At 71.9% G+C, this 20,758-nt stretch carries 18 protein-coding genes and 1 tRNA gene; 10 read left to right on the top strand and 9 right to left on the bottom strand.

All coding sequences use genetic code 11. From position 1 onward, the window contains the following. Positions 1-107: 107 nt before the first annotated feature. Together nudC and ABD883_RS09480 are read left to right on the top strand one after the other, a co-directional pair. Positions 108-1,091, top strand: coding sequence for an NAD(+) diphosphatase (nudC, locus tag ABD883_RS09475; protein WP_295689494.1), 984 nt, complete (start codon positions 108-110; stop codon positions 1,089-1,091). After that, positions 1,088-3,178, top strand: a complete 2,091-nt coding sequence (locus ABD883_RS09480) for an ATP-dependent DNA helicase UvrD2 (protein ID WP_295689496.1) — start codon at positions 1,088-1,090, stop codon at positions 3,176-3,178. The genes nudC and ABD883_RS09480 overlap by 4 nt, the downstream gene beginning before the upstream one ends. A gap of 19 nt (positions 3,179-3,197) precedes the next feature. Here the strand turns inward: ABD883_RS09480 and ABD883_RS09485 are convergent, their stop codons facing one another. After that, positions 3,198-4,091: a hypothetical protein gene (locus ABD883_RS09485; protein ID WP_137319385.1), complete on the bottom strand. Its 894-nt coding sequence runs from the start codon at positions 4,089-4,091 to the stop codon at positions 3,198-3,200. Between the two features lie 553 nt (positions 4,092-4,644). On the opposite strand from ABD883_RS09485, the gene ABD883_RS09490 reads away from it, so the two are divergent. After that, the gene (locus tag ABD883_RS09490; protein WP_137319386.1) at positions 4,645-5,199 is read left to right on the top strand and encodes a M48 metallopeptidase family protein; all 555 of its coding nucleotides are present in this window, start codon (positions 4,645-4,647) and stop codon (positions 5,197-5,199) included. Positions 5,200-5,352: 153 nt separating this feature from the next. On the opposite strand, the gene ABD883_RS09495 is transcribed toward ABD883_RS09490, so the two are convergent. Both ABD883_RS09495 and ABD883_RS09500 read right to left on the bottom strand, forming a co-directional pair. Next, the gene (locus ABD883_RS09495; protein WP_254668758.1) at positions 5,353-5,955 is read right to left on the bottom strand and encodes an NUDIX hydrolase; all 603 of its coding nucleotides are present in this window, start codon (positions 5,953-5,955) and stop codon (positions 5,353-5,355) included. Beyond that, positions 5,952-7,499: a zinc-dependent metalloprotease gene (locus ABD883_RS09500; RefSeq protein ID WP_295689499.1), complete on the bottom strand. Its 1,548-nt coding sequence runs from the start codon at positions 7,497-7,499 to the stop codon at positions 5,952-5,954. The genes ABD883_RS09495 and ABD883_RS09500 overlap by 4 nt, the downstream gene beginning before the upstream one ends. A 330-nt stretch (positions 7,500-7,829) precedes the next feature. On the opposite strand from ABD883_RS09500, the gene ABD883_RS09505 reads away from it, so the two are divergent. The 5 genes from ABD883_RS09505 (at position 7,830) to ABD883_RS09525 (ending at position 14,272) form a co-directional block, all read left to right on the top strand. Next, on the top strand, positions 7,830-8,939 hold the full coding sequence (locus tag ABD883_RS09505; protein ID WP_295689501.1) for a YlbL family protein: 1,110 nt from the start codon (positions 7,830-7,832) through the stop codon (positions 8,937-8,939). A 28-nt stretch (positions 8,940-8,967) separates the two neighbouring features. After that, entirely contained in the window at positions 8,968-11,967 is a 3,000-nt protein-coding gene (locus ABD883_RS09510) for a UPF0182 family membrane protein (RefSeq protein WP_425548429.1), read from the top strand. A 97-nt stretch (positions 11,968-12,064) separates the two neighbouring features. Beyond that, positions 12,065-12,141 (top strand) — tRNA-Met (locus ABD883_RS09515). Between the two features lie 123 nt (positions 12,142-12,264). Beyond that, positions 12,265-13,371 carry a baeRF3 domain-containing protein gene (locus ABD883_RS09520; protein WP_295689503.1) on the top strand — a complete coding sequence of 369 codons (1,107 nt, stop codon included), beginning with the start codon at positions 12,265-12,267 and terminating at the stop codon, positions 13,369-13,371. Positions 13,372-13,723: 352 nt separating this feature from the next. Next, positions 13,724-14,272 carry a YceI family protein gene (locus tag ABD883_RS09525; protein WP_295689506.1) on the top strand — a complete coding sequence of 183 codons (549 nt, stop codon included), beginning with the start codon at positions 13,724-13,726 and terminating at the stop codon, positions 14,270-14,272. A gap of 137 nt (positions 14,273-14,409) precedes the next feature. On the opposite strand, the gene ABD883_RS09530 is transcribed toward ABD883_RS09525, so the two are convergent. The 5 genes from ABD883_RS09530 to ABD883_RS09550 are packed head-to-tail and all read right to left on the bottom strand — an operon-like array spanning position 14,410 to position 19,304. Further along, positions 14,410-15,669, bottom strand: a complete 1,260-nt coding sequence (locus ABD883_RS09530) for an aminotransferase class I/II-fold pyridoxal phosphate-dependent enzyme (protein WP_345031635.1) — start codon at positions 15,667-15,669, stop codon at positions 14,410-14,412. Continuing rightward, positions 15,669-16,433, bottom strand: a complete 765-nt coding sequence (gene hisN, locus ABD883_RS09535; RefSeq protein WP_137319391.1) for a histidinol-phosphatase — start codon at positions 16,431-16,433, stop codon at positions 15,669-15,671. Before hisN ends, ABD883_RS09530 begins: the two co-directional genes overlap by 1 nt. A 58-nt stretch (positions 16,434-16,491) precedes the next feature. Next, the gene (rsgA, locus tag ABD883_RS09540) at positions 16,492-17,523 is read right to left on the bottom strand and encodes a ribosome small subunit-dependent GTPase A (RefSeq protein WP_265808545.1); all 1,032 of its coding nucleotides are present in this window, start codon (positions 17,521-17,523) and stop codon (positions 16,492-16,494) included. 3 nt (positions 17,524-17,526) lie between these two features. Further along, positions 17,527-18,828 carry a 3-phosphoshikimate 1-carboxyvinyltransferase gene (gene aroA, locus ABD883_RS09545; protein WP_345031640.1) on the bottom strand — a complete coding sequence of 434 codons (1,302 nt, stop codon included), beginning with the start codon at positions 18,826-18,828 and terminating at the stop codon, positions 17,527-17,529. Next, positions 18,825-19,304 carry a DoxX family protein gene (locus ABD883_RS09550; protein WP_137319394.1) on the bottom strand — a complete coding sequence of 160 codons (480 nt, stop codon included), beginning with the start codon at positions 19,302-19,304 and terminating at the stop codon, positions 18,825-18,827. The genes aroA and ABD883_RS09550 overlap by 4 nt, the downstream gene beginning before the upstream one ends. A gap of 264 nt (positions 19,305-19,568) precedes the next feature. Between ABD883_RS09550 and ABD883_RS09555 the strand changes: the two genes are divergently transcribed. Continuing rightward, a complete protein-coding gene (locus ABD883_RS09555; protein ID WP_175407042.1) occupies positions 19,569-20,207 on the top strand; it encodes a sigma-70 family RNA polymerase sigma factor in 639 nt (212 codons plus the stop codon). Then, the gene (rsrA, locus tag ABD883_RS09560; protein ID WP_345031642.1) at positions 20,200-20,493 is read left to right on the top strand and encodes a mycothiol system anti-sigma-R factor; all 294 of its coding nucleotides are present in this window, start codon (positions 20,200-20,202) and stop codon (positions 20,491-20,493) included. The genes ABD883_RS09555 and rsrA overlap by 8 nt, the downstream gene beginning before the upstream one ends. Positions 20,494-20,647: 154 nt before the next feature. Here rsrA and ABD883_RS13790 read toward each other — a convergent pair whose 3' ends face one another. Further along, positions 20,648-20,722 (bottom strand): 50S ribosomal protein bL37, encoded by a 75-nt coding sequence (locus ABD883_RS13790; RefSeq protein ID WP_101651539.1) that lies wholly within the window; start codon positions 20,720-20,722, stop codon positions 20,648-20,650. Positions 20,723-20,758 lie beyond the last annotated feature (36 nt).

Raw genomic sequence — 20,758 nt, forward strand, 5'->3', positions numbered from 1 at the left:
CCCTCCAAACTACCGCCGCAGGGCGGCCCTGGCGATGAGGCGCACGGATCCGCACCCGGAAACCCGAAGGACGGGCCGTGTCCGTCCGGTTCGCTATCGTGGACACCATGAGACCCCTGCCGCTCCTCGAGCCCGCCAGCCTGGCACGCAGCAGCGTGCGCCGCAACCACCTGTCGCGCGGCACGGACGGCGACCTCTCCGCGGTCTGGGCGCGGTCCGGGACGCGCGGCGTCCTCGCCCATCGCGGCTACCTGCTCATCGCCTCCGGGCACCTCGTCACCGTCACCGCGGACCAGGTCCCGGAGGGGGGCACCCAGATCTACCTCGGGATCGACCCCGACGGCGCCGACAGGATCGGCATCGACCTCGACGACGCCGGCCGCTCGGCCGTCGACGCACGGCTCGCCGCGGAGCGCGACCGCGATGCCGAGGACTTCCTCGACGGACCGACCACCGGCATCCACGTCACGGAGCCCACTTGGCTCGACCTCCGCCATGTCGCCACCGAGCTCGACGACCTCGACATCGGGCTCGCCTGCAGCCTCGTCGCAGTCGGCAACTGGCACCGCACGCACACCCATTCGCCCCGCAACGGGTCGCCCACCCGACCGGCTGTGGGAGGCTGGGTGCGCCGTGACCCGGAGACCGGCAGCGAGCACTTCCCGCGCACCGATCCCGCCGTCATCATGGCCGTCGTGCACACCGACGGGGACGGCACCGAGCGCCTCCTGCTGGGCAACAACGCCCAATGGCCGGCCGACCGCTATTCGCTCCTCGCCGGGTTCGTCGAGCCCGGGGAGACGCTCGAAGCAGCGGTGATCCGCGAGGTCTGGGAGGAGGCCGGGGTGGACTGCGTGCGCCCGGTCTACGTCGGCTCGCAGCCGTGGCCGTTCCCCTCCTCGCTCATGCTCGGTTTCACCGCCGAGGCCGTCTCGCGCGACACCCGTGCCGACGGCGACGAGATCACCCGCGTGCGCTGGTTCACCCGCGAGGAGCTCACCGCGGAGACCGCGGCCGGCACCGTGTGGGTGCCCGGCGACGTCTCGATCGCCGGGCAGATCCTCTCCGCCTGGCTCTCCGGGGGAGCATGACCGCAGTGCAGCCGGCGGCCGCCGCCGCACTGCTCGAGCATCTCGACCCGGAGCAGCGGCGGGTCGCCGAGCACGTGAGCGGCCCGCTCGTCGTCCTCGCCGGCGCCGGGACGGGCAAGACCCGCGCGATGACGCATCGGATCGCGTACGGAGCGGCCACCGGCGCCTTCTCCGTCCGCCACGTCCTCGCGCTGACCTTCACCTCGAAGGCCGCCGGCGAGATGCGGGCGCGGCTGCGTGCACTCGGCGTGCCCGGGGTGCAGGCCCGCACCTTCCACTCCGCCGCGCTGCGCCAGCTGCGGTACTTCTGGGACGCGTTCGCCGAGGGACCCTTCCCCGAGCTCCTGGGCCAGAAGGCGGGGGTCCTCTCCCGCGCGATGGCCGAAGCCGGATTCGAGGTCGAGCGGGAGGTGGTGCGCGACGTCGCCGCCGAGATCGAGTACGCCGCGGTCTCGATGCTCGCGGTCGACGACTATCTGGCGCAGGCCGCGCACCGCGAGCTGCCCCCGGGCATCACCCCGGCCGGCATGGAGCAGATCATGCGCGCCTACAGCGAGATCAAGTCCCGTCGGCGTCTCCTCGACTTCGAGGACATCCTGCTCACGCTCACCGGCCTCCTCGCCACCCGGGAGGACATCGCCGCGCAGGTCCACGAGCAGTACCGCCACTTCGTCGTCGACGAGTTCCAGGACGTCTCCCCGCTCCAGTACGACCTCCTCATGCGCTGGCTCGGGCGACGCGAGTCCCTGTGCGTCGTCGGCGACCCCGCGCAGACGATCTACACCTTCGCCGGCGCCACCGACTCCTTCCTGCTGCGGCTGCCCTCGCGCCTGCCCGGAGCGCAGAGCATCTCGCTCGTGCGCAACTACCGATCGACCGAGCAGATCGTGCAGGCGGCGAACGCGGTCCTGTCCCACACCGGGCGCACCCCGCTCGTGCTCCGCAGCACCGGGCGCAGCGGCCCGGCTCCGGTGTTCACCGAGTACGCCGACGACCAGGCGGAGGCCGAGGCTGTCGCCGCCCGGATCGCCGAGGAGATCTCCCGGGGCCGGCGGGCCTCGGACATCGCGGTGCTGTTCCGCACGAACGGGCAGAGCCGCGCGTTCGAGGACGCGCTCGGAGCCCGGGGAGTGGGATACGTGCTGCGCGGGGGAGAGCGGTTCTTCGCCCGACGCGAGGTCAAGGAGGGGATCGCGCTGCTGCGCGCCTCGGCCGCCCGGCTGGCTCCGCGGCCGCTGCCGGAGCTCGTCGGCGAGGTGCTCGATGCGATCGGCTGGGCACCGCGCCCCCCGAGCGGGGCCGGGGCGAGCCGGGAGCGCTGGGAGTCGCTCGACGCCCTCGTCGGGCTCGCCGCATCGATGCAGGAGAAGTCGGAGCTGCCCGTACCCCTGCAGGATTTCCTCAGCGACCTCGCCGACCGTCAGGAGCACCAGTTCGCCCCTCCCGTCAACGGCGTCACGCTCGCCTCGGTGCACGCGGCCAAGGGTCTCGAGTGGGAGAGCGTGCACCTCGTCGGGCTGTCCGAAGGGCTCGTGCCGATCAGCTATGCGACGACGCCGGCGGCGGTGGCCGAGGAGCGGCGGCTGTTCTACGTCGCGCTCACCCGGGCCCGCACCGAGCTGTCGCTGAGCTGGTCGCTCGCACGTCAGGAGGGCCGCCGGTCCCGGCGCTCGCCCTCGCGCTTCATCGGGGAGATGCAGAGTGCGCACGGGGCCTCCACCCGGCCCGCCGGACAGCGTGCGGGAACCCGGAACCCGCGGGCGCGGACGGCCCCGGTGCGGTGCACGCGCTGCGGGAGGACGCTCGTGACCGCGGTGGAGCAGAAGCTGCAGCGCTGCGGCGACTGCCCCGGCGAGGTCGATGCGAACCTGCTCGTGGCGCTGCTCGACTGGCGCCGGGAGCAGTCGGAACGGCTCCGGATGCCCGCCTACATGATCCTCACCACCGCGACCGTCAACGCGATTGCCGAGGTGCGGCCGCGCACGGCGGCGCAGATGGACCGGATCCCGGGGATCGGCCCGGTGAAGTGCGAGCAGTTCGGCGCGGACATCATCGCGCTCGTCGAGGCGCACTCCGGTTCGATGTGAGGCCCGGGGGAGCGCGGGATCAGGCGGGGACGTGGAACCGTCCGGCGACGGGGATCCGGCAGTCGCACTCGCCGTGGAAGTCGACGCCGATCTCCGTCACCGCGCCGCTCGGCAGGGTGACGACGGCGTCGACGGGGACCGGGGTGCAGCCGAGCAGATGGTTGCGCAGCACGAGCGCGGTGTGGGCGACCGCCAGGGTGCTGAGCACCGGATCGGTGCGCGCCGGCCGGGGAGACTGCTTCCACAGCGTCCGCCAGGCGAGGAGCCAGTCGGCGTCCTCCTCGGTGCGGAGATTGACCCGGCAGCGGGTGCACGGTGTGGAGCCGGGCACGATGACGTGGGAGATCGTCGCCTGCGCCTGCCCGACGACGACCTGCTGGTGGTCGATCCCGTTCTCCACGAGGTATCCCGCCGAGACCGCGTCCTCCACCCAGACCCCGGTGAGGACGACGAGCGGGGAGCGGTACCCGGTGGACTCCTCCGCCCGGCCGATCCGATGGGCGTCGAAGCCGGCGGCCGCGAGCACCGGGAGGAGCTCCTCGGCGTAGGGGCCGAGCACGAGCACCGGGGTGGCGGCGAGCGTGGCGGCGATCTGCGTGGGGGAGACGCCGAGGTTCGCGGCGAGGGGATCGACGTGGACGGTGGGGCGCCGAGGCGCCGCGTCCGGGCCGAGCGGCACGAGGACCCCGGCCTCGTCGAGGAGGGCGAGCAGGGAGGAGGCGCGGGCCGAGGACACGCCCAGATGCTCCGCCCGGTCGAAGAAGTCGTCGATCCCGATCCCCATCCGGAGGACGGAGATGAGCTCCGTGTCCTGTGGGGTGAGGCCGTCGATGAGGATCGGTTCGTCGATCCCGAACTGTACGCACCGGTCGCTGCGCCAGACCACCGGCACCGAGTGAAAGAGCTGATACACCGCTGATGCACCTCCTGATCCGGAGGCTACCGACTGGCGGTGCGCGCGAACAGTCCCCGGACGCGCCTGTGGATAACCTCTGCGGGAGAGTCCCGGACCGGGTCCGGGCAGGGTCGGAGCCCACTGCGCATCCGATGATCCGCAGGAGCTGACCGGCCCTGCCCGGGTGGTCGACCCCCAGCCGCGCTCGGGATCTCATGAGCCTTCCCCTTGCCCATGAAACCCGGGTTTTCCGGGGGTCTGACACCTCAAACTATGCGGCCCCCGCGGTGCCGTCAACACCGGGCGTCCCGGCGCCTGTGCACAAGCCGGCGCCAGCTGTTGACGAGTGTGCCCGCGCCTGTGGATGACGGTGTGGATGCGGGAACGCGCGAGATTCCGAGGGTGCCCGATCCGCCCCGGTGGGCGCGGCGTGTCGCGGGCTGGGTGAGCGGGGACAGGGGCGGGGGCGAAAATTTCCGCCGGAAGTTCGGCGCCCGGGGCCCCGCACCCGACCGGGGTGCCCCGGTGCACGTGGCGGGCCCGTGTCAGCGGCGCACTCTAGGGTGGTGGTATGGAGGCACGAGAGGTCATCGCCGCACTCGCGGACGGCACGATCACGGTCCGGCGGTCGGCGCGCCGGCGCAAGACGATCTCGGTGAGCCGCGATCACGGCTCGTACGTCGTCGCGGTGCCCGCCCGGTACGACGTCGACCGCCATGCCGGTGACATCGGTTCGCTCATCGCGCGACTGGAGAAGCGCGCCCGCACCGCGCCCCGCGGCGACGCCGAGCTCGAACGCCTCGCAGCCGAGCTCAACGACCGCTGCTTCGACGACGGGATCGCGCCCGCCTCGGTGCGCTGGGTGACGAACCAGCGCCATCGCTTCGCCTCGGCGACCTCGGCGACCCGGGAGATCCGGGTCTCCGACCGGCTGCGCGAGGTGCCGCGCTGGGTCCTCGAATCGGTGCTCGTCCACGAGCTCGCGCACCTGCGTGTGCCGGACCACTCGGCGGCGTTCACCGCGCTCACCCGCCGCCACCCGGACACCGACAGGGCCGAGGTCTTCCTCACCGGCTTCTCCTACGGGGAGACCGCGGCGGAGGCCTCTGCGCGTCACCGGGACTGAGTCGCGCTGCCGGGTTCGTGGTGCGCCGCCGCGGCCGAGGAGCGCCGCCGGGTCGACGGCGCAGGGCCCGGACCGAGGTGGGTCGCCGGGATCGAGTCGCGGCACCGGCACCTGGACCCGTGAGCAGGATCGGCCAGGGCACGAGGGAGCGGATCAGGAGCGTCCCGCATCGACGGTGCGGGCGGAGTGTGCCGCCTCGAACAGTCCCGGCAGGCGGCCGGGCAGGTCGGGCAGGATGTTCTCCGGCAGCTCCTCGAGGTCGAACCATGCCACGGCGAGCGACTCCTCGGAGGCGCTCACCGGCGCCGCTGCGTCCACCGACGCGCCGTAGACGACATCGCGGTGCACCCGGCACGCGCCGAAGGCCGCGGGCAGGCCGTGGACATGGAGGTCGATCGGGGCGGGGGAGAACCAGTCGACGCGGGTCAGGCCGGACTCCTCGAGGCACTCCCGCAGGGCCGCGGCCCGCAGCGAGGAGTCCGCGGCCTCGATGTGTCCGCCGAACTGCCCCCAGGCATCGGCCTTGCGGTGGTGGTGGAGGAGCACACGCCGGGCATCGAGGTCGAACACCACGCAGCTCGCGGTGAAGTGCTCGGGCCCGCCGTCGCGGTCGAGGGCGGCGGCCCCGGCGGAGGCGAGGAAGGCCCGGGCCGCAGCCTGTTCATCGATCCGGTCGGCAGGCGCGGGCCAGGAGCGCAGCTCGCGCGCCGCGAGCTGTGTGCGGGCCCCCGGGGCGCTGCCGCCGGTGGGCGTCACGGGGACGGCGGGGTGGAGCCGCTGGGACGATCGTCGTCCCCGTCGCCGGGGTCGCCGCCGTCGGCGGGGCCGTCCCCGGCCGCGGAAGCATCGCCATCGTCCGGGGTGGATGCATCCGTGCTCGGGGCGGCAGCTGCGTCGGCGGGGCCGGTGGTCGGCGAACCGGTGTCGTCGTCACCAGCGGAGCCGGCGCCCTCGTCGGCGAGCAGCCGGGCGAGCGCCTCGTCCATCGAGGAGTCCGTCGACCATTCCTGGCTGCGACGCTCGCGGTAGCCCAGCGGGTCGTCGAGGTCCTGCGTCGTCGGCAGCAGGTCGGGGTGGTTGAATACCGCGTCGCGCGCCTCGGGCCCCTCGGTCTGCTCGAGGTAGGAGAACAGCGCCGCGGCATCGCGGAGCCGGGCCGGGCGCAGGTCCATGCCGACGAGCTGGGCGAAGGTCCGGTCCGCCGCGCCCTCGGTGGCCTGGCGCTCGCGGAGCGCCTCGCGGATGGTGTCGCGCGAGCCGAGCTGTGCGCACGCCCGGTAGGCCACGACATCGGCCCAGCCGGCGATCACCGACAGGAGGTTCTGCAGGCTGGTGAGCGCCTGGTGCTGCGCCTCGGTGGGTTTCGGGTCGAACAGGCCGCGGCGGATCTCCTCGCTCATCTCCTGCATGCGGCTGGGATCGATCGAGCCGGCCATGCCCTGGATTCGATCGAGGTCGAGCTCGATCCCGGAGGCGTACTTGCTCAGCGCGGTCTCCACGTGGCCGGCGAGCCAGGGGGAGCGCTTGAACAGCCAGAGGAGTGCGAGCTCGCGCACGGCGAGGTGGATGCGCAGCTCGGTGGCCTCGACGCCGATCTCGGAGGCCGCACCGGTGATGTTCGCCTCGATGAGAGCGGGCCGGCTGCCCTTGATGAGCGGCAGACCGTACTCGGTGCCGCTGAGCACGGAGCCCGACAGCGCGCCGAGCGCCTCGCCCAGCTGCATGCCGAACATCGACTCGCTCATCGAGGTGAACATCTGACCCGCGCCGGCGAGCATCGGCTTGAGCTCCTCGGGCGCCTGCTCGGCGATGCTCGCGGTGAGCGCGGAGGACATGTTCGACTGGATCGGTCGCACCAGCCGCTGCCAGCCCTCGAAGGTCTGCTCGACCCACTCGCGGCGGGTCAGTGCGATCGCTTCCGGAACGCCGACGGCGGAGGTCGTGACGTCCTCGAGCCAGAGCTCCGCGAGGCGGAACGCGTCGTGGGAGGCGCGGGTGACCTCCTCGGTGACCTCCGGGTCGGGCTGCGGGATGTGCTGCTCGGCCGCGCGCATGCCCCCGGTCTGCGAACCGCCGGAGAGCATGCCCTGGAGCTGCTGCATGATGCCGCCGAGCATCGCCGGATCGAACGGGAGGCCGCCGGGGCCCGCCTGTCCGGCCGAACCGGACTGCCCACCCGAACCTGACTGCCCGAAGGCACCGCCCATCTGGCCGCCGGGACCGAAGAGCATCCCGAAGATGTTGCCGAGCGGGTCGTTGTTGTCGTCGGGCTGGTCGCCTTCGCGGTTCTTGTCGGTCATGCCATTCCCTCGGTCGTCCGCGGAGCCTCGGCTCCGCTGATGTGCTGGTCGGTGCTGCTCGCGGTGCGCGCGTGCCGCGTGCCGTGCACGGGCGGCGCGCTGGTGCTGTGCTGTGCGCGGTGAGCGATCCCGTGCGATCCACGGGCCTGCTGAGAAGCCTACCGAGCGAAGCTGGTCAAACCTTCCGAACCGGGGGCGCGAATCGCCGGTGTCCGCCCGTGGCTGAATCGTCGCCCGGGCGGCGAGGGCGCCGGCACCCGGTCACGATTGGGTCACCGCGATCGCCGTGGCCTACACTTCACTAGAGCCGAGACCGAAAGGAACCCCTGCGTGAGCGAGCCTGCCGTCACCGGCCCCGAAGCGCCCGCACGGTCGCGCCGGAAGCGGTCCGACGGCACCATCGTCTCGGGGATCGTCACGTATCTCCTCGTGCTCGTCGCGGCCCTCGTCCCGGTGCCCTATCTCATCCAGATGCCCGGGCCTGTCGTCAACACCCTCGAACCCGTCGAGGGCGACGAGCTCATCACGATCACCGGCACCGAGACCTACGAGGCCGAGGGCACGCTCGACCTCCTCACCGTCGCCGTCGCCGGCGGGCCCGGCCGCAGCCTCAACGCCTCCCAGGTGCTCCGCTCCGTCGTCAGCGCCGAGGACACCGTGGTGCCGACCGAGGCGTACTATCCGCTGACCACCACGCGGGAGGACGTCACCGGGCAGAACGCCGCCGAGATGGCCTCCTCCCAGGACACCGCCACGGCCGCCGCGCTCGGCGAGCTCGGCATCGACTACCGCTCCGTCATCACCGTCGCCGAGGTCGTCCCCGGCTCGGCGGCCGAGGGCCAGGTGCAGCCGGGGGACATCATCACCGCCGTCGACGGTGCGGAGATCGGCGGCGACGAGGCCGCCGCGCAGACCGTGGCCGACGCCGTGCGGAGCTCGGAGAGCACGGTCGTCCTCGGCCTGGAGCGCGCCGGGGAGCCGCTCGACGTCGAGGTCGCCCCGGTGGAGGCGCACGGCCAGAAGATGATCGGCGTGACGATGACGCAGGCCTTCGACTTCCCGTTCGACGTCACCTTCAACGTCGAGGGGATCGGCGGACCGTCGGCGGGGACGATCTTCGCCCTCGCGATCATCGACGAGCTCACCCCGGGCAACCTCACCGGGGACCGGGCGATCGCCGGCACCGGGGCGATCAGCCCCGACGGCACCGTGGCCCCGATCGGAGGCGCCCGCCAGAAGGTGTCCGCCGCCGCGGAGTCGGGCGCCGAGTTCTTCCTGTCCCCGACCGACAACTGCGCCGAGGTGCTCGGCGCCCGGGGTGCCGACGCACTCGCCGTCGTCGCCGTGGGCACCCTCTCAGAAGCTCATTCCGCGGTGCAGGACATCGCCGCGGACCGTACCGGGAACCTGCCGTCCTGCCAGGACGCCGCGGCCAACTGATGTCCGACGCTGCTAGGAAAGGACACGCGTGACCTTCGCTGCCCCACCAGGAGGCCGTTCGACCGGCATGAAGCCGAAGAAGCCCTCACCGCTCATGCTCACCCTCATCGCGGTCGCGGTGCTGCTCGTGCTCTTCGTGATCTTCGCGCAGGTCTACACCGAGGTGCTGTGGTTCGACCAGCTCGGCGTGCTCTCCGTCTACGCCACCGAGTGGATCACCAAGGTCGTCCTCTTCGTCATCGGCTTCCTCGTCATGGCGGTGCCGGTGTGGTACTGCCTGCGGATCGCCCACCGGAACCGTCCGGTCTACGCGCCCGTCACCCCGCGCCAGGAGAACCTCGACCGGTACCGCGAGGCCGTCGAGCCGCTGCGCCGGATGATGACGATCGCGCTGCCGGCCGTGCTCGGACTGCTCGGCGGCGTCGCGCTCTCGGCGGCCTGGACCCAGGCCCTCATGGTCCTCAACGCCACTCCCTTCGGCACTCCCGATCCGCAGTTCGGCCACGACATGTCCTTCTACGTCTTCGTCCTCCCGGTGATCCGGGTGGCGCTCGACTTCCTCGGCATGGTGACGCTGCTGGCCTTCATCGCCTCGGTCGTCTCCCACTACCTGTTCGGCGGAATCCGTCCCGGCGAGGAGCGCGGTCTCCACCTGACCAGGACCGCGCGCGTGCAGCTCGCGATCACCGCCGCGCTCCTGCTGCTCGTGCAGGCCGGCCGGCTGTTCGTACTGCGCTACGAGAACCTCACCAACACCTCGGGGATCGTCACCGGCGCCACCTACACCGGGGACAACATCACGCTCCCGGCGATGCTCATCGTGTCGCTCGCGACCGTGGCCGTCGCGGTGCTGTTCGCCGCGAACGCCTTCGCGAACGTGTGGAAGCTGTCGGTGGTCGCGGTGATCATGCTCGTCGTGCTCGGCGGGATCTCGATCATCGGTCTGCCCGCCGGGGTCCAGCAGTTCCAGGTGCAGCCCTCGGAGCAGAGCCTCGAGAACGAGTACATCCAGCGCAACATCGATGCCACCCGCAGCGCCTACGGCATCGACGACGTCGAGGTCATCCCCTACAGCCCCACGGTCGAAGGGGAACCCGGTGCGCTGCGGGCCGACGCGGAGACCGCCGCCTCGGTGCGCCTGCTCGACCCGAACCTCGTCTCCGACACCTTCCGCCAGCTCCAGCAGCAGCGTCCCTTCTACGGCTTCCCCGAGCAGCTCGACGTCGATCGGTACGAGATCGACGGGCAGATGCAGGACACCGTGATCGCGCTGCGCGAGCTCAATCCCGGTTCCCAGGCGGATTCCTCGTGGCTCAACCAGGCCGTCGTCTACACCCACGGCTTCGGCGTCGTCGCCGCCTACGGCAACCAGCAGGGCAACGACGGGCAGCCGGCCTTCCTCGAGGCGAACATCCCGCCCACCGGTGAGCTCGGCGAGTACGAGCCGCGCATCTACTTCGGCGAGCGCTCCCCGCGCTACTCGATCGTCGGTGCGCCGGAGGACTCGGACCCGCGCGAGATCGACTACCCGGCCGACGGCGAGGACGGCTCCGCCCAGGTCTACAACACCTTCTCCGGCGAGGGCGGCCCGGCGGTCGGCTCGTTCTTCCACCGCCTGCTCTACGCGATCAAGTTCCAGGACGAGCAGATCGTCCTGTCCGATGCGCTCAACCCCGAATCGCAGATCCTCTACGAGCGGAACCCGCGCGAGCGGGTGCAGCGCGTCGCGCCGTTCCTCGAGGTCGACGGCGATCCCTACCCGGCTGTCATCGACGGGAAGATCAAGTGGATCGTCGACGCCTACACGACCTCGCCGGAGTACCCGTACTCCACGCCGCAGGTCCTCCAGGAGGCGACGCAGGACTCGAACACCGAGCGCTCCGGCGCCACCCAGGCGCTGCCACCGCAGCAGGTCAACTACATCCGCAACTCCGTCAAGGTCACCGTCGACGCCTTCGACGGGTCCGTCGACCTCTACGCCTGGGACGAGAAGGACCCCGTCCTGCAGACGTGGATGAAGATCTTCCCCGACCTCGTGCAGCCGGTGGAGAACATGAGCGCGGATCTCATGAGCCACGTGCGCTACCCCGAAGATCTCTTCAAGGTCCAGCGCTCCCTGCTCACCCAGTACCACGTGGAGGACTCGAACTCGTTCTACACCGGGCAGGACTTCTGGACCCAGCCGCTCGACCCGACGGTCAACGCCGAGCGCAACCTCGTGCAGCCGCCGTACTACCTCACGCTGCGGATGCCCACCCAGGAGGCGCCGTCGTTCTCGCTGACCTCGTCGTTCATCCCGCGGCAGTCGAACGGGCAGACGCGCAACAACCTCACCGGCTTCCTCGCCGCGTCCGCGGATGCGGGCTCGGAGGAGGGCGCGCCGAGCGAGGAGTACGGCAAGCTCAGGCTCCTCCAGCTGCCGCGCAACACGACGTTCCCCGGCCCCGGCCAGGCGCAGAACAACTTCAACACCGAGCCGGAGATCCAGACGAGCCTCAACCTGCTGCGGCAGGGCGAGTCCGAGGTGCAGAACGGCAACCTGCTCACGCTGCCGGTGGCCGGCGGTCTGCTCTATGTGCAGCCGGTCTACGTGCGCTCCGCGGGCGAGACCTCGTACCCGGTGCTCCAGCGCGTGCTCGTGGCCTTCGGCGAGGAGATCGGCTTCGCGCCGACGCTTGACGAGGCGCTCGACCAGGTGTTCGGCGGCGACTCCGGTGTGCAGGCCGGCGATGCCGACAAGGCCGGTCAGGACACCGAGGACGAGGCGGGCACCGGTGCCGGTGGGGAGGGGGCCGGAGCATCCGCCCCCGACGAGTCGGTGCAGGAGGCCCTCGACGAGGCGAAGCAGGCGATGGAGGATGCCGACCGGGCTCTCCAGGACGGCGACTTCGCCGCCTATGGCGAAGCGCAGGAGCGTCTCCGCCAGGCGCTCGAGCGCGCGCTCGAGGTCGAGCAGGGCCCGGCCGACGCCGAGGCGCCCGCCGAGGGGGAGGCCCCGACCGAGGCGCCCGCCGAGGGCGAGGGCTGATCGCGCGAGCTGGTTCCGGGCCGCTCCACGCGGTGAGGCAGATCACCTCCCGGCGATTTGGTGGTCACCTGGCGTTCACGTATAGTTGAGAACGCATCGCGGGGTGGAGCAGTTCGGTAGCTCGCCGGGCTCATAACCCGGAGGTCGAGGGTTCAAATCCCTCCCCCGCCACCAGTAGGGAGAATCCCCCGGTTCCGGAGACGGAACCGGGGGATTCCGCGTTCCCGGGCGGCTCTGCGGTTAGGGTGGTGAGGACCAGCGATCCGACGGCTCGGCCGTCGAAGGAGGTCCTCGTCCATGACCACGAACCCCCAGGGAATCGTCGACGCACTCGACTTCTCACAGCTCATCGCCGCCGCCGGGCACGCCGGCCCGAAAGTCACCTTCTCCGTGCCCACCGAGGTGCGCGGCACCACCGGCGGCACGTCTGCCGCCGTGCTGGCCGGCCAGCTCCGGACCGCGGCCGCGGAGCTCGAAGCCGCCGGCACGAACCGGGCCGACGCCGAGGCGCTGCTCGCCCCGATCCAGGAGCTCGCCGACGACTCGAGCTACTGGCGGCGGCAGAGCCGCGGCTTCGTCGCCTTCGCGGCCCCGGGCTTCCACCTCGCCGTCCGCGTCCCGATCGAGGTCGAGGTCGGCCTCACCGTGGCCGACCGGTTCCGCGTGGTGCCGCTCGTGCCGCTCCTCGAGAGCGGCGGCCGCACCTACATCCTCGCGCTGTCGAAGAACTCCGTCCGCCTGTTCGAGGCCACCCGCAACGCCATCGAGCAGCTGCCGCAGGGTGGGATCCCGGCCGACTTCGACGCGGTCGTCGGCGAGCTGCCCGAGCACCAGCTGCAGCAGCGCGCGGTCGGCGGCGGGCACGCCGCGTTCCACGGCCACGGCGGCTCGGACGACACCGACAGCATGCTCACCGAGAAGTTCCTCCGGGGTGTGGGCGAGGCGGTGGGTGCCGAGCTCGGCACCGCGCGCTCCCAGCCGCTCGTCCTCGCCGCAGTCGCGGAGTACCTGCCGGTCTTCACCGCCGTCTGCCCCTACCCGGCGATCCACGACGCGGTGATCGCCGGCAACCCCGAGCACACGAGCCCGGACACGCTGCGCTCGGAGGCGTGGCGGCTGCTCGCGGAGCGCACAGCCGTGGCCGAGGCGGAGGAGGCGGAGCGGGCGCTCTCCCTCGTGCACAACGGCAAGGGGTCCTTCGACCTCGCCGAGGTCGCCCAGGCCGCCGGTGAGGGCCGCGTCGACACCCTCTACCTGCCGCGCGACGCCCGGCGCCTCGCGTCCCCCGACGCCGCCGCCCTGGCCGACGCCGCAGTCGTCGACACCGTGCGCAACCGCGGCACGGTGCGCACGCTCGGGGAGTGGGACCGCTCCGACGAGGTCATCGCGACCTTCCGGTACTGACACGCACCGCCCCGTACTGAGGCGCACCGCCCCGTACGGAAGCGCACCGCCCTCGCGGCGAGGCGCGCCGTGTCGATCCCCTCGGACTCCGCGCCGCTGCCGGCGGGCTCCGCGCCGCTGCGGAGGGCGCCGCTGCAGGGCGCGGTGGGGAGGCGTGCGGCTCGCCCCCGGGGACCTGCGGGATGCCGCGGCGCGGGCCCGGCGGAGGGTCGGTGCAGAGGTCCGCGGGGGGAGCGGCGACGGGGGAGTGACGAGGCTCACGCCGCAGGGGTCGTCATCCCGCTTGCGCATAGTTGAAGCTTCAACTACATTATCTCTTGTAGTTAAAAACTTAACCAATGAGGAGAACACCATGACCGCTCTGCCCACCAACCTCACCGCCGGCACCTGGAACTTCGACGCCCTCCACTCCGACTTCGGGTTCGTCGCCCGTCACGCCGGCGTGTCGAAGGTGCGCGGCGAGTTCACCGACTTCACCGGCGTCATCGCCGTTGCCGACGAGTTCGAGAACAGCACCGTCGAGGCCTCCGCGAACGTCGCCTCGATCACCACCGGCAACGAGCAGCGCGATGGCCACCTCCAGTCCGGCGACTTCTTCCTCGCCGAGGAGCACCCGCAGGCGACCTTCATGTCGACCGCGATCGAGAACTTCGACGGCGCCGAGTTCGACCTCGTCGGTGACCTCACCATGCGCGGTGTGACCCTGCCCGTGACCTTCAAGGCCGAGTTCAACGGCGTCGCCGTCGACGTCGACTCCTCGCTGGCCGGCTTCTCCGCCACCACCACCGTCAACCGCAAGGACTACGGCATGAAGTTCCACGCCGCGATGGGCGGCGGCGAGCTCCTCGTCAGCGACAAGATCGTCATCACCATCGAGATCGAGGCCGCCAAGCAGGCCTGATCCGCCGCTCCGGCGGGCGCACCGCGCGCCCGCCGGACCCGGGAGCACCGACGAGGCGCCCGCACCGGAAACCGGTGCGGGCGCCTTGCTGTGTGCTCGGAGTCGGGCCGCCGGCCGTAGACGGCGGAGCCCGGGGACTACTTCGCCGGGCGCGCGGTGAAGGTCCCGTCCTCGATCGCCCGGGCGAGGCGGGCGATGCCCGCGGTGGCGGCCTCGACCTCGGCGGGACTCTTGCAGAACGAGTAGCGGATCGTCGCGCGGTAGTGCTCCGCCGTCGGTGATCCGGCCCGGCACAGCGCGGCCACCGGAATCCCGGTGAAGCCGTACTCCCGGGTGATCCGCTCGTTGAGGGCGAAGGCGTCCTCGTCGGTGAGCGGGGCGAAGTCGACGAGCACGAAGTATCCCGCCCGCGGCGTCCGGACATCGATGCCCGGCACCTGGCGCAGTGCGGCGAGCAGCACGCCGCGGCGCGCGGCGAGCGAGTCGCGGTTCTCGGAGGGGAACGGCGAACCGGTGCGCAGCGCCTCGGCGACGGCGACCTGCAGGGGGGAGCCGGCGGTGAAGGTGAGGAACTGCTTGACGCCCTGGATGGCCGCGCGGACCTCCGGAGCGGCCACGACCCAGCCGACCTTCCAGCCGGTGATGTTGAAGGACTTTCCAGCCGAGGACACCGATACCACCCGCTCGGGCTCGTCGACGTGCGCGGCGAGCGCATGATGCTCGGCTCCGTCGAACACGAGGTACTCGTACACCTCGTCGGTGATGACCCAGGCATCCGCACGCTGGGCGCCGGCGAAGATCCGCCGGAGCTGTTCGAGGTCGAACAGCGCACCCGTCGGGTTGTGCGGGGTGTTGACGATGATCGCCGCCGTCGACTCCGACACCGCCGCCTCGAAAGCCTCCCAATCCGGGGCGAAGCCGCCGTCGACCGGCAGCACCGGCACCGTGACCATCGTCGCCCCGGCAGCCGTGATCGCCGCCGGGTACGCATCGTAGAACGGTTCGAACACGATGACCTCGCCCCCGGGCGGCACGAGCGCGAGGATCGCAGCGGTGAGCGCCTCCGTCGCGCCGACGGTGACGAGCACCTCGTCGGTGCTCACCTGCTGGCCGTACTCGCGGCGACGCTGCTCGGCGACCGCGTCGATGAGCGCGGGGAATCCTTGGCCGGGCGGGTACTGATTCATCCCCGCGCGCATGGCGTCAGCAGCAGCGGCGACAAGCGGCTCCGGGGCGTCGGTGCCGGGCGCGCCCTGGCCCAGATTGACTGCCCCGTGGGCGGCGGCGAGCTGCGTCATCTGCCCGAAGATCGTCTCTCCCACCGTGCCGTCGGGCCGGACGAGGCCGGCGGCGTCGACCATCCGGTGCCACAGGGGTGCGCGCATGAGCTCCGGCATCACATGTACTCCAGCACCGCGTCGTGGAGCCGGCCGTTCGTCACGACCGCGTTCCCACCGAAGGGACCGTCCGACCCGCCGAGGTCGGTGAACCTGCCGCCGGCCTCGAGCACCACGGGGACGAGCGCGGCCATGTCGTAGAGCTCGAGCTCCGGCTCGCAGGCGATGTCGACCGCGCCCTCGGCGACGAGCATGTAGGACCAGAAGTCTCCGTAGCCGCGGGTCCGCCACACCGTGTCGCACAGCTGCAGGAACCGTTCCCGGGTGCCGCGCTCCCGCCAGCCGGTGAGCGAGGCGAAGGACAGCGAGGCATCGGCGAGCGCATCCACGGCGGACACGGAGATCCGCTCCGGGGCACCGCCGTCGACGACGAGGTGCGCGCCGGCCCCGGCCGCGGCGTACCAGCGCCGGCCGAGCGCCGGGGCGCTGACGACGCCGACGAGCGGCGTCTCACCGTCGTAGAGGCTGATGAGGGTGGCGTAGACGGGCACGCCGCGGACGAAGTTCTTCGTCCCGTCGATCGGGTCGACGATCCAGCGCCGGGCGGCCTCGCCGCGACCGCCGTACTCCTCGCCGAGCATCGCGTCGGCGGGCCGGTGCTCGGCGAGGATCTCGGCGATCATCGCCTCGACCGCGCGATCGACGTCGGTCACGGGGGTGAGGTCCGGCTTCGTGGTCACCGTGAGGTCGTGGGCGCGGAAGCGAGGGAGGGTGAGCGCGTCCGCCCGGTCCGCGAGCAGGAGTGCGAGCTGAAGATCGTCCATGGGGCCACAATAGCGAGCTCGCCCGCCGGGGGAGTGCGGGGTTCGAGGAGTGGGAAGGTCAGCCGGCGAGGTTCCCCAGCAGCCGCCGCAGCGAGGCGAGCCGCGCCGGTCCGGATTCCCCGGCCCGTCCCTCGGCGACCCAGGCGTCGAGTGCACAGCCGGCGGAATCGGCGAGGTGCGCGCACCCCTTGGGGCAGTCGGCGGTGGCGGGGACGAGCTCGCCGAACGCGGCGAGCACGTTGTGCGCATCGACGTGGGCGAGGCCGAAGCTGCGCACTCCCGGGGTGTCGATGAGCCAGCCGCCGCCGGGCAGGGGCAGGCAGACGGCCGAGGACGAGGTGTGCCGGCCGCGGCCCGTGACCTCGTTGACGGCACCGGTCGCCCGACCGGCGTCGGGCACGAGCGCGTTCATCAGCGTCGACTTGCCCACCCCGGAGTGCCCGACGAGCACGCTGAGCCGGTCGGCGAGCACGCCGGCGAGCGCGGTGATGCGCGGTCGGCCGCCGTCGTCGAAGCCGCACGGGACGATCTCCACACCGGTGGCCTCGAAGCGCTCCCGGATCGCGTCGAGGGGCGCGAGGTCGAGCTTGGTCACGGCGAGCAGCGGGGTGATCCCGGCGTCGAAGGCCGCCGTGAGCGTCCGATCGATGAGCCCCCACGAGGGTTCCGGGTCCGCCGTGGCGGTGACGATCACGAGCTGGTCGGCGTTGGCGACGATGACGCGCTCGGTCGGGTCGGTGTCGTCGGCGCTGCGGCGCAGCACCGTGCGCCGGGGCAGGACCTCGACGATGCGGGCGAGGGAGCCGTCCTCGCCCGAGGTGTCCCCGGCCATCCGCACCCGGTCGCCGGGCACGATCGCCTGCCGGCGCAGCCGCGAGGCGCGCACGCACGTGATGATCGGCCCCTCGGCGGGGGCCCCGGCCTCATCGTGCTCCGCGACGGCGCGGTAGCGTCCGCGGTCGACCGCGACGACCATGCCCACCGGCGCGTCGCTGTGGTCGGGCCGCTCCTTGGTGCGCGGCCGCGAACCGCGCCGGTTGGGGCGCGGTCGGTAGTCGTCCTCGGTGAAGTCCCGGTAGCGGCGCGGCATCGGTCACCCGAGCATGGCGGTCCACAGCGCGGTGAACTCCGGCATCGTCTTGCCCACCGTCGCGACGTCCTCGATCTCGATCCCCTCGACCCGCAGCCCGAGGACCGCGGCGGCCATGACCATCCGATGGTCGTGGTAGGTGGCCCAGCGGGCACCCCGCGTGGCCGGCGAGTTGATGATGAGCGAGTCGGGGCCCTCGGTGACGCGGGCCCCGGTCTTCGTCAGCTCGGTCGCCAGAGCGCTGAGCCGATCGGTCTCGTGGCCGCGGAGGTGGCCGATGTTCCGCAGCGTCGAGGTGAACTCGGCGCAGGCCGCGATCGCGGCGACGACGGGGGTGAGCTCGCCGACGTCGCCGAGGTCGAGGTCGACGCCGCGCAGCCGCGCCGGACCGGTGACCTCGAGCCCGGTGCGGCTCAGCGTGGAGGTGGCGCCGAACTCCTCGGCGATGCCGCGCATCGCGTCCCCGGCCTGGGTGGTGTGCGCCGGCCAGTGGGGGATCGTCACGGTGCCCCGGGTGACGAGGGCGGCGCCGAGGAAGGTCGCGGCGTTCGACAGATCCGGTTCGACCGCGACCTGCAGGCCGTGCGGACGGCCGGGTTCGACGACCCAGCGGTGCGGCTCCGGCTCGCTCACGTGTACGCCGGCGTCGGCGAGGGTCTCGAGCGTCATGTCGATGTGCGGCCGGGACGGGAGCCGCTCACCGGTGTGGGTGAGCTCGAGGCCGAGGTCGAAGGCGCCGGCGGCGAGCAGCAGGCCGGAGACGAACTGGCTCGTCGCGGAGGCGTCGAGGTCGAGGTGCCCGCCGCGGACTCCACCGGCGGCCTCGACAGTGAAGGGCATCGCATCCGTCCCGGAGTCGGTGGTGACCTCGGCCCCTAGGCGGCGCAGCGCGTCGAGCATCGTCGACATCGGGCGCACATAGGCCTGCGGGTCGCCGTCGAAACGGACCCGGCGCCCGGTCGCGGCGGCGAGCGGGGGCACGAAGCGCATGACGGTGCCGGCGAGCCCGCAGTCGACGGTGACCGGGTCCGTGCCGGCCACGGCCTCGGGACCCGGGATCGGCTTGATGCGCAGCGCGCCGTCGGCGTCGGGGACGATGCGGGCGCCGAGCGCGGTGAGGGCGGCGATCATGAGCTCGGTGTCGCGGCTGATGAGTGGGGCGGCGATCCGGGAGGGCTCGGTGGCGAGCGCGGCGAGGACGAGGAAGCGGTTGGTGAGGGACTTGGATCCGGGGACGGCGACAGTGGCCCGCACCGGTGCATCGCTGCACGGTGCGAGCCACGTCCGCTCAGGGCTGTGCGTCACCTGTTCGGCAGGCTCACCGTGTCGAGCGCCTTCGCCGAGGTGCGCTCGACATTGCGCCACAGATCCTCCGCGGCATGCTGGGCGCGCCATGCGAGGCCGGGCTTGCCCGCGGTGTCCACGCTGGCGAGGAGCGCCCCGCCGAGCAGCGAGGTCTTGGCGAGGAGGGAATCCTTCGAGGCGCTCTCGCTGCTGAGCTGCTGGCCCACGACGTCGATGAGGTAGGTGCCGACGAGCACAGTGGACGACAGGCGCGGGAACCGGCCGATCGCGAGCAGCGAGCCCGCGGCGACCTGGGCGGCGCCGGTGATCCGGGCGACTGTCTCCGCCTCGACCGGGAGGTCGACCTGCTTCTTCACCAGGGAGAGGAGGGGGGCGACGGACTTCGCGGCGGCGTGCGGATTGCGCACCCGGGCGATGCCGTTGCCGATGTACGCGGAGGCGAGCATGGGGCGGGCGATGAACCGGACCAGGGACACGGTGTTTCCTTCCGTAGTGGGCAGTACTCCTGCCTCCCGAGCATAGTCGCTCGCCCGCGCCCGGACGGAACCGCCGGCGGAATATCATCGCCGCCGACGGCGTTCTCCCGACACGAGCCGCAGCCGCCGTCCCGGGCCCCGGGAGGCGCCGACGGCGGAGAGGACGTGGAGCGGATGACGGCGACGATGCTCGCAGAGCGCAGCGTGCGCACCGGAGCCCCGGTGCGCACCCCCGACGCCGGGGCAACGGGCGTATCATGGTCGATGATGACTGAATCGACATCGCCCGTGGTCGACGACACCGTCGACGTGGCAGCCGAGACCGACGCCGAACGCTCCGCCCGCTTCGAACGCGACGCGCTGGAGTACGTCAACCAGCTGTACGCGGCGGCGCTGCGCATGACGCGCAACCCCGCGGACGCGGAGGATCTCGTCCAGGAGGCGTACACGAAGGCCTACGCCGCCTTCCACCAGTACACCCCCGGCACGAACCTCAAGGCGTGGCTCTACCGCATCCTCACGAACACCTTCATCAACAACTACCGCAAGAAGCAGCGGCAGCCGCTCGAATCGAGCGGGGAGGACATCGAGGACTGGCAGATCCACCGCGCCGCCTCGCACACCTCCTCCGGCGGCCGGTCCGCGGAGCTCGAGGCGCTCGACCGGCTCCCGGACAGCGATGTCACCGATGCGCTGAGCCAGCTCCCCGAGGACTTCCGGATGGTCGTCTACTACGCCGACGTCGAAGGTCTGCCGTACAAGGAGATCGCCGAGGTCATGGACACTCCCATCGGCACGGTGATGTCACGACTGCACCGCGGGCGCAGGCAGCTGCGCGAGATGCTCGCCGGCTACGCCGCCGAACGCGGATTCGGAACCCGGAAGGAGGCCGACGATGAGTGAGCTCCGTCGGGACGACGACTGCTGCCGATCCGGACGCCAGGAGAGTCTGACCCGGATCTACCACTACCTCGACGGCGAGCTCTCCGGCCAGGAGATCTCCGCCATCCGCGAGCACATCGACACCTGCCACGACTGCCGCGAGGAGTACGCCGTCGAGGCGCTCCTCAAGGAGCTCGTACGCCGCTCGTGCTGCAACGACGCCGCGCCGGACGGGCTCAAGGAGCGGATCCGTGCGCGCATCGTGATGGAGCAGACGACGATCACCGTCCACCGTCGGATGGGCTGAGGGGCGTCACGCCGGCCCTGTGCGCTAGGGAAGAGCGGCTACAGGTGCGCGGAACAGCATTCTGCGACAGCGCACAGCACAGCGGCGGGGCCGGGAGATCACTCCCGGCCCCGCCGCTGTGTGCACTGCGCCTCAGCGCAGCCGTCCGTGCGCCTCAGGCGTTGGGACGCTTGCCGTGGTTGGCTCCGCGCTTCTTGCGGTCACGGCGCTTGCGGCCTCGCTTGCTCATGATCGTCACTCCTTCTGTTCGACCTCATTATTCTTC

The sequence above is a fragment of the Brevibacterium pityocampae genome, assembly GCF_039541555.1.
Lineage (GTDB): Bacteria > Actinomycetota > Actinomycetes > Actinomycetales > Brevibacteriaceae > Brevibacterium > Brevibacterium pityocampae.

Excerpts from the sequence above, each read along its gene's own strand:
- nudC (WP_295689494.1), top strand. The coding sequence starts at position 108 with ATGAGACCCCTGCCGCTCCTCGAGCCCGCCAGCCTGGCACGCAGCAGC.
- ABD883_RS09480 (WP_295689496.1), top strand. The coding sequence starts at position 1,088 with ATGACCGCAGTGCAGCCGGCGGCCGCCGCCGCACTGCTCGAGCATCTC.
- ABD883_RS09490 (WP_137319386.1), top strand. The coding sequence starts at position 4,645 with ATGGAGGCACGAGAGGTCATCGCCGCACTCGCGGACGGCACGATCACG.
- ABD883_RS09500 (WP_295689499.1), bottom strand. The coding sequence starts at position 7,499 with ATGACCGACAAGAACCGCGAAGGCGACCAGCCCGACGACAACAACGAC.
- ABD883_RS09520 (WP_295689503.1), top strand. The coding sequence starts at position 12,265 with ATGACCACGAACCCCCAGGGAATCGTCGACGCACTCGACTTCTCACAG.
- ABD883_RS09525 (WP_295689506.1), top strand. The coding sequence starts at position 13,724 with ATGACCGCTCTGCCCACCAACCTCACCGCCGGCACCTGGAACTTCGAC.
- ABD883_RS09530 (WP_345031635.1), bottom strand. The coding sequence starts at position 15,669 with ATGCCGGAGCTCATGCGCGCACCCCTGTGGCACCGGATGGTCGACGCC.
- hisN (WP_137319391.1), bottom strand. The coding sequence starts at position 16,433 with ATGGACGATCTTCAGCTCGCACTCCTGCTCGCGGACCGGGCGGACGCG.
- rsgA (WP_265808545.1), bottom strand. The coding sequence starts at position 17,523 with ATGCCGCGCCGCTACCGGGACTTCACCGAGGACGACTACCGACCGCGC.
- ABD883_RS09555 (WP_175407042.1), top strand. The coding sequence starts at position 19,569 with ATGATGACTGAATCGACATCGCCCGTGGTCGACGACACCGTCGACGTG.
- rsrA (WP_345031642.1), top strand. The coding sequence starts at position 20,200 with ATGAGTGAGCTCCGTCGGGACGACGACTGCTGCCGATCCGGACGCCAG.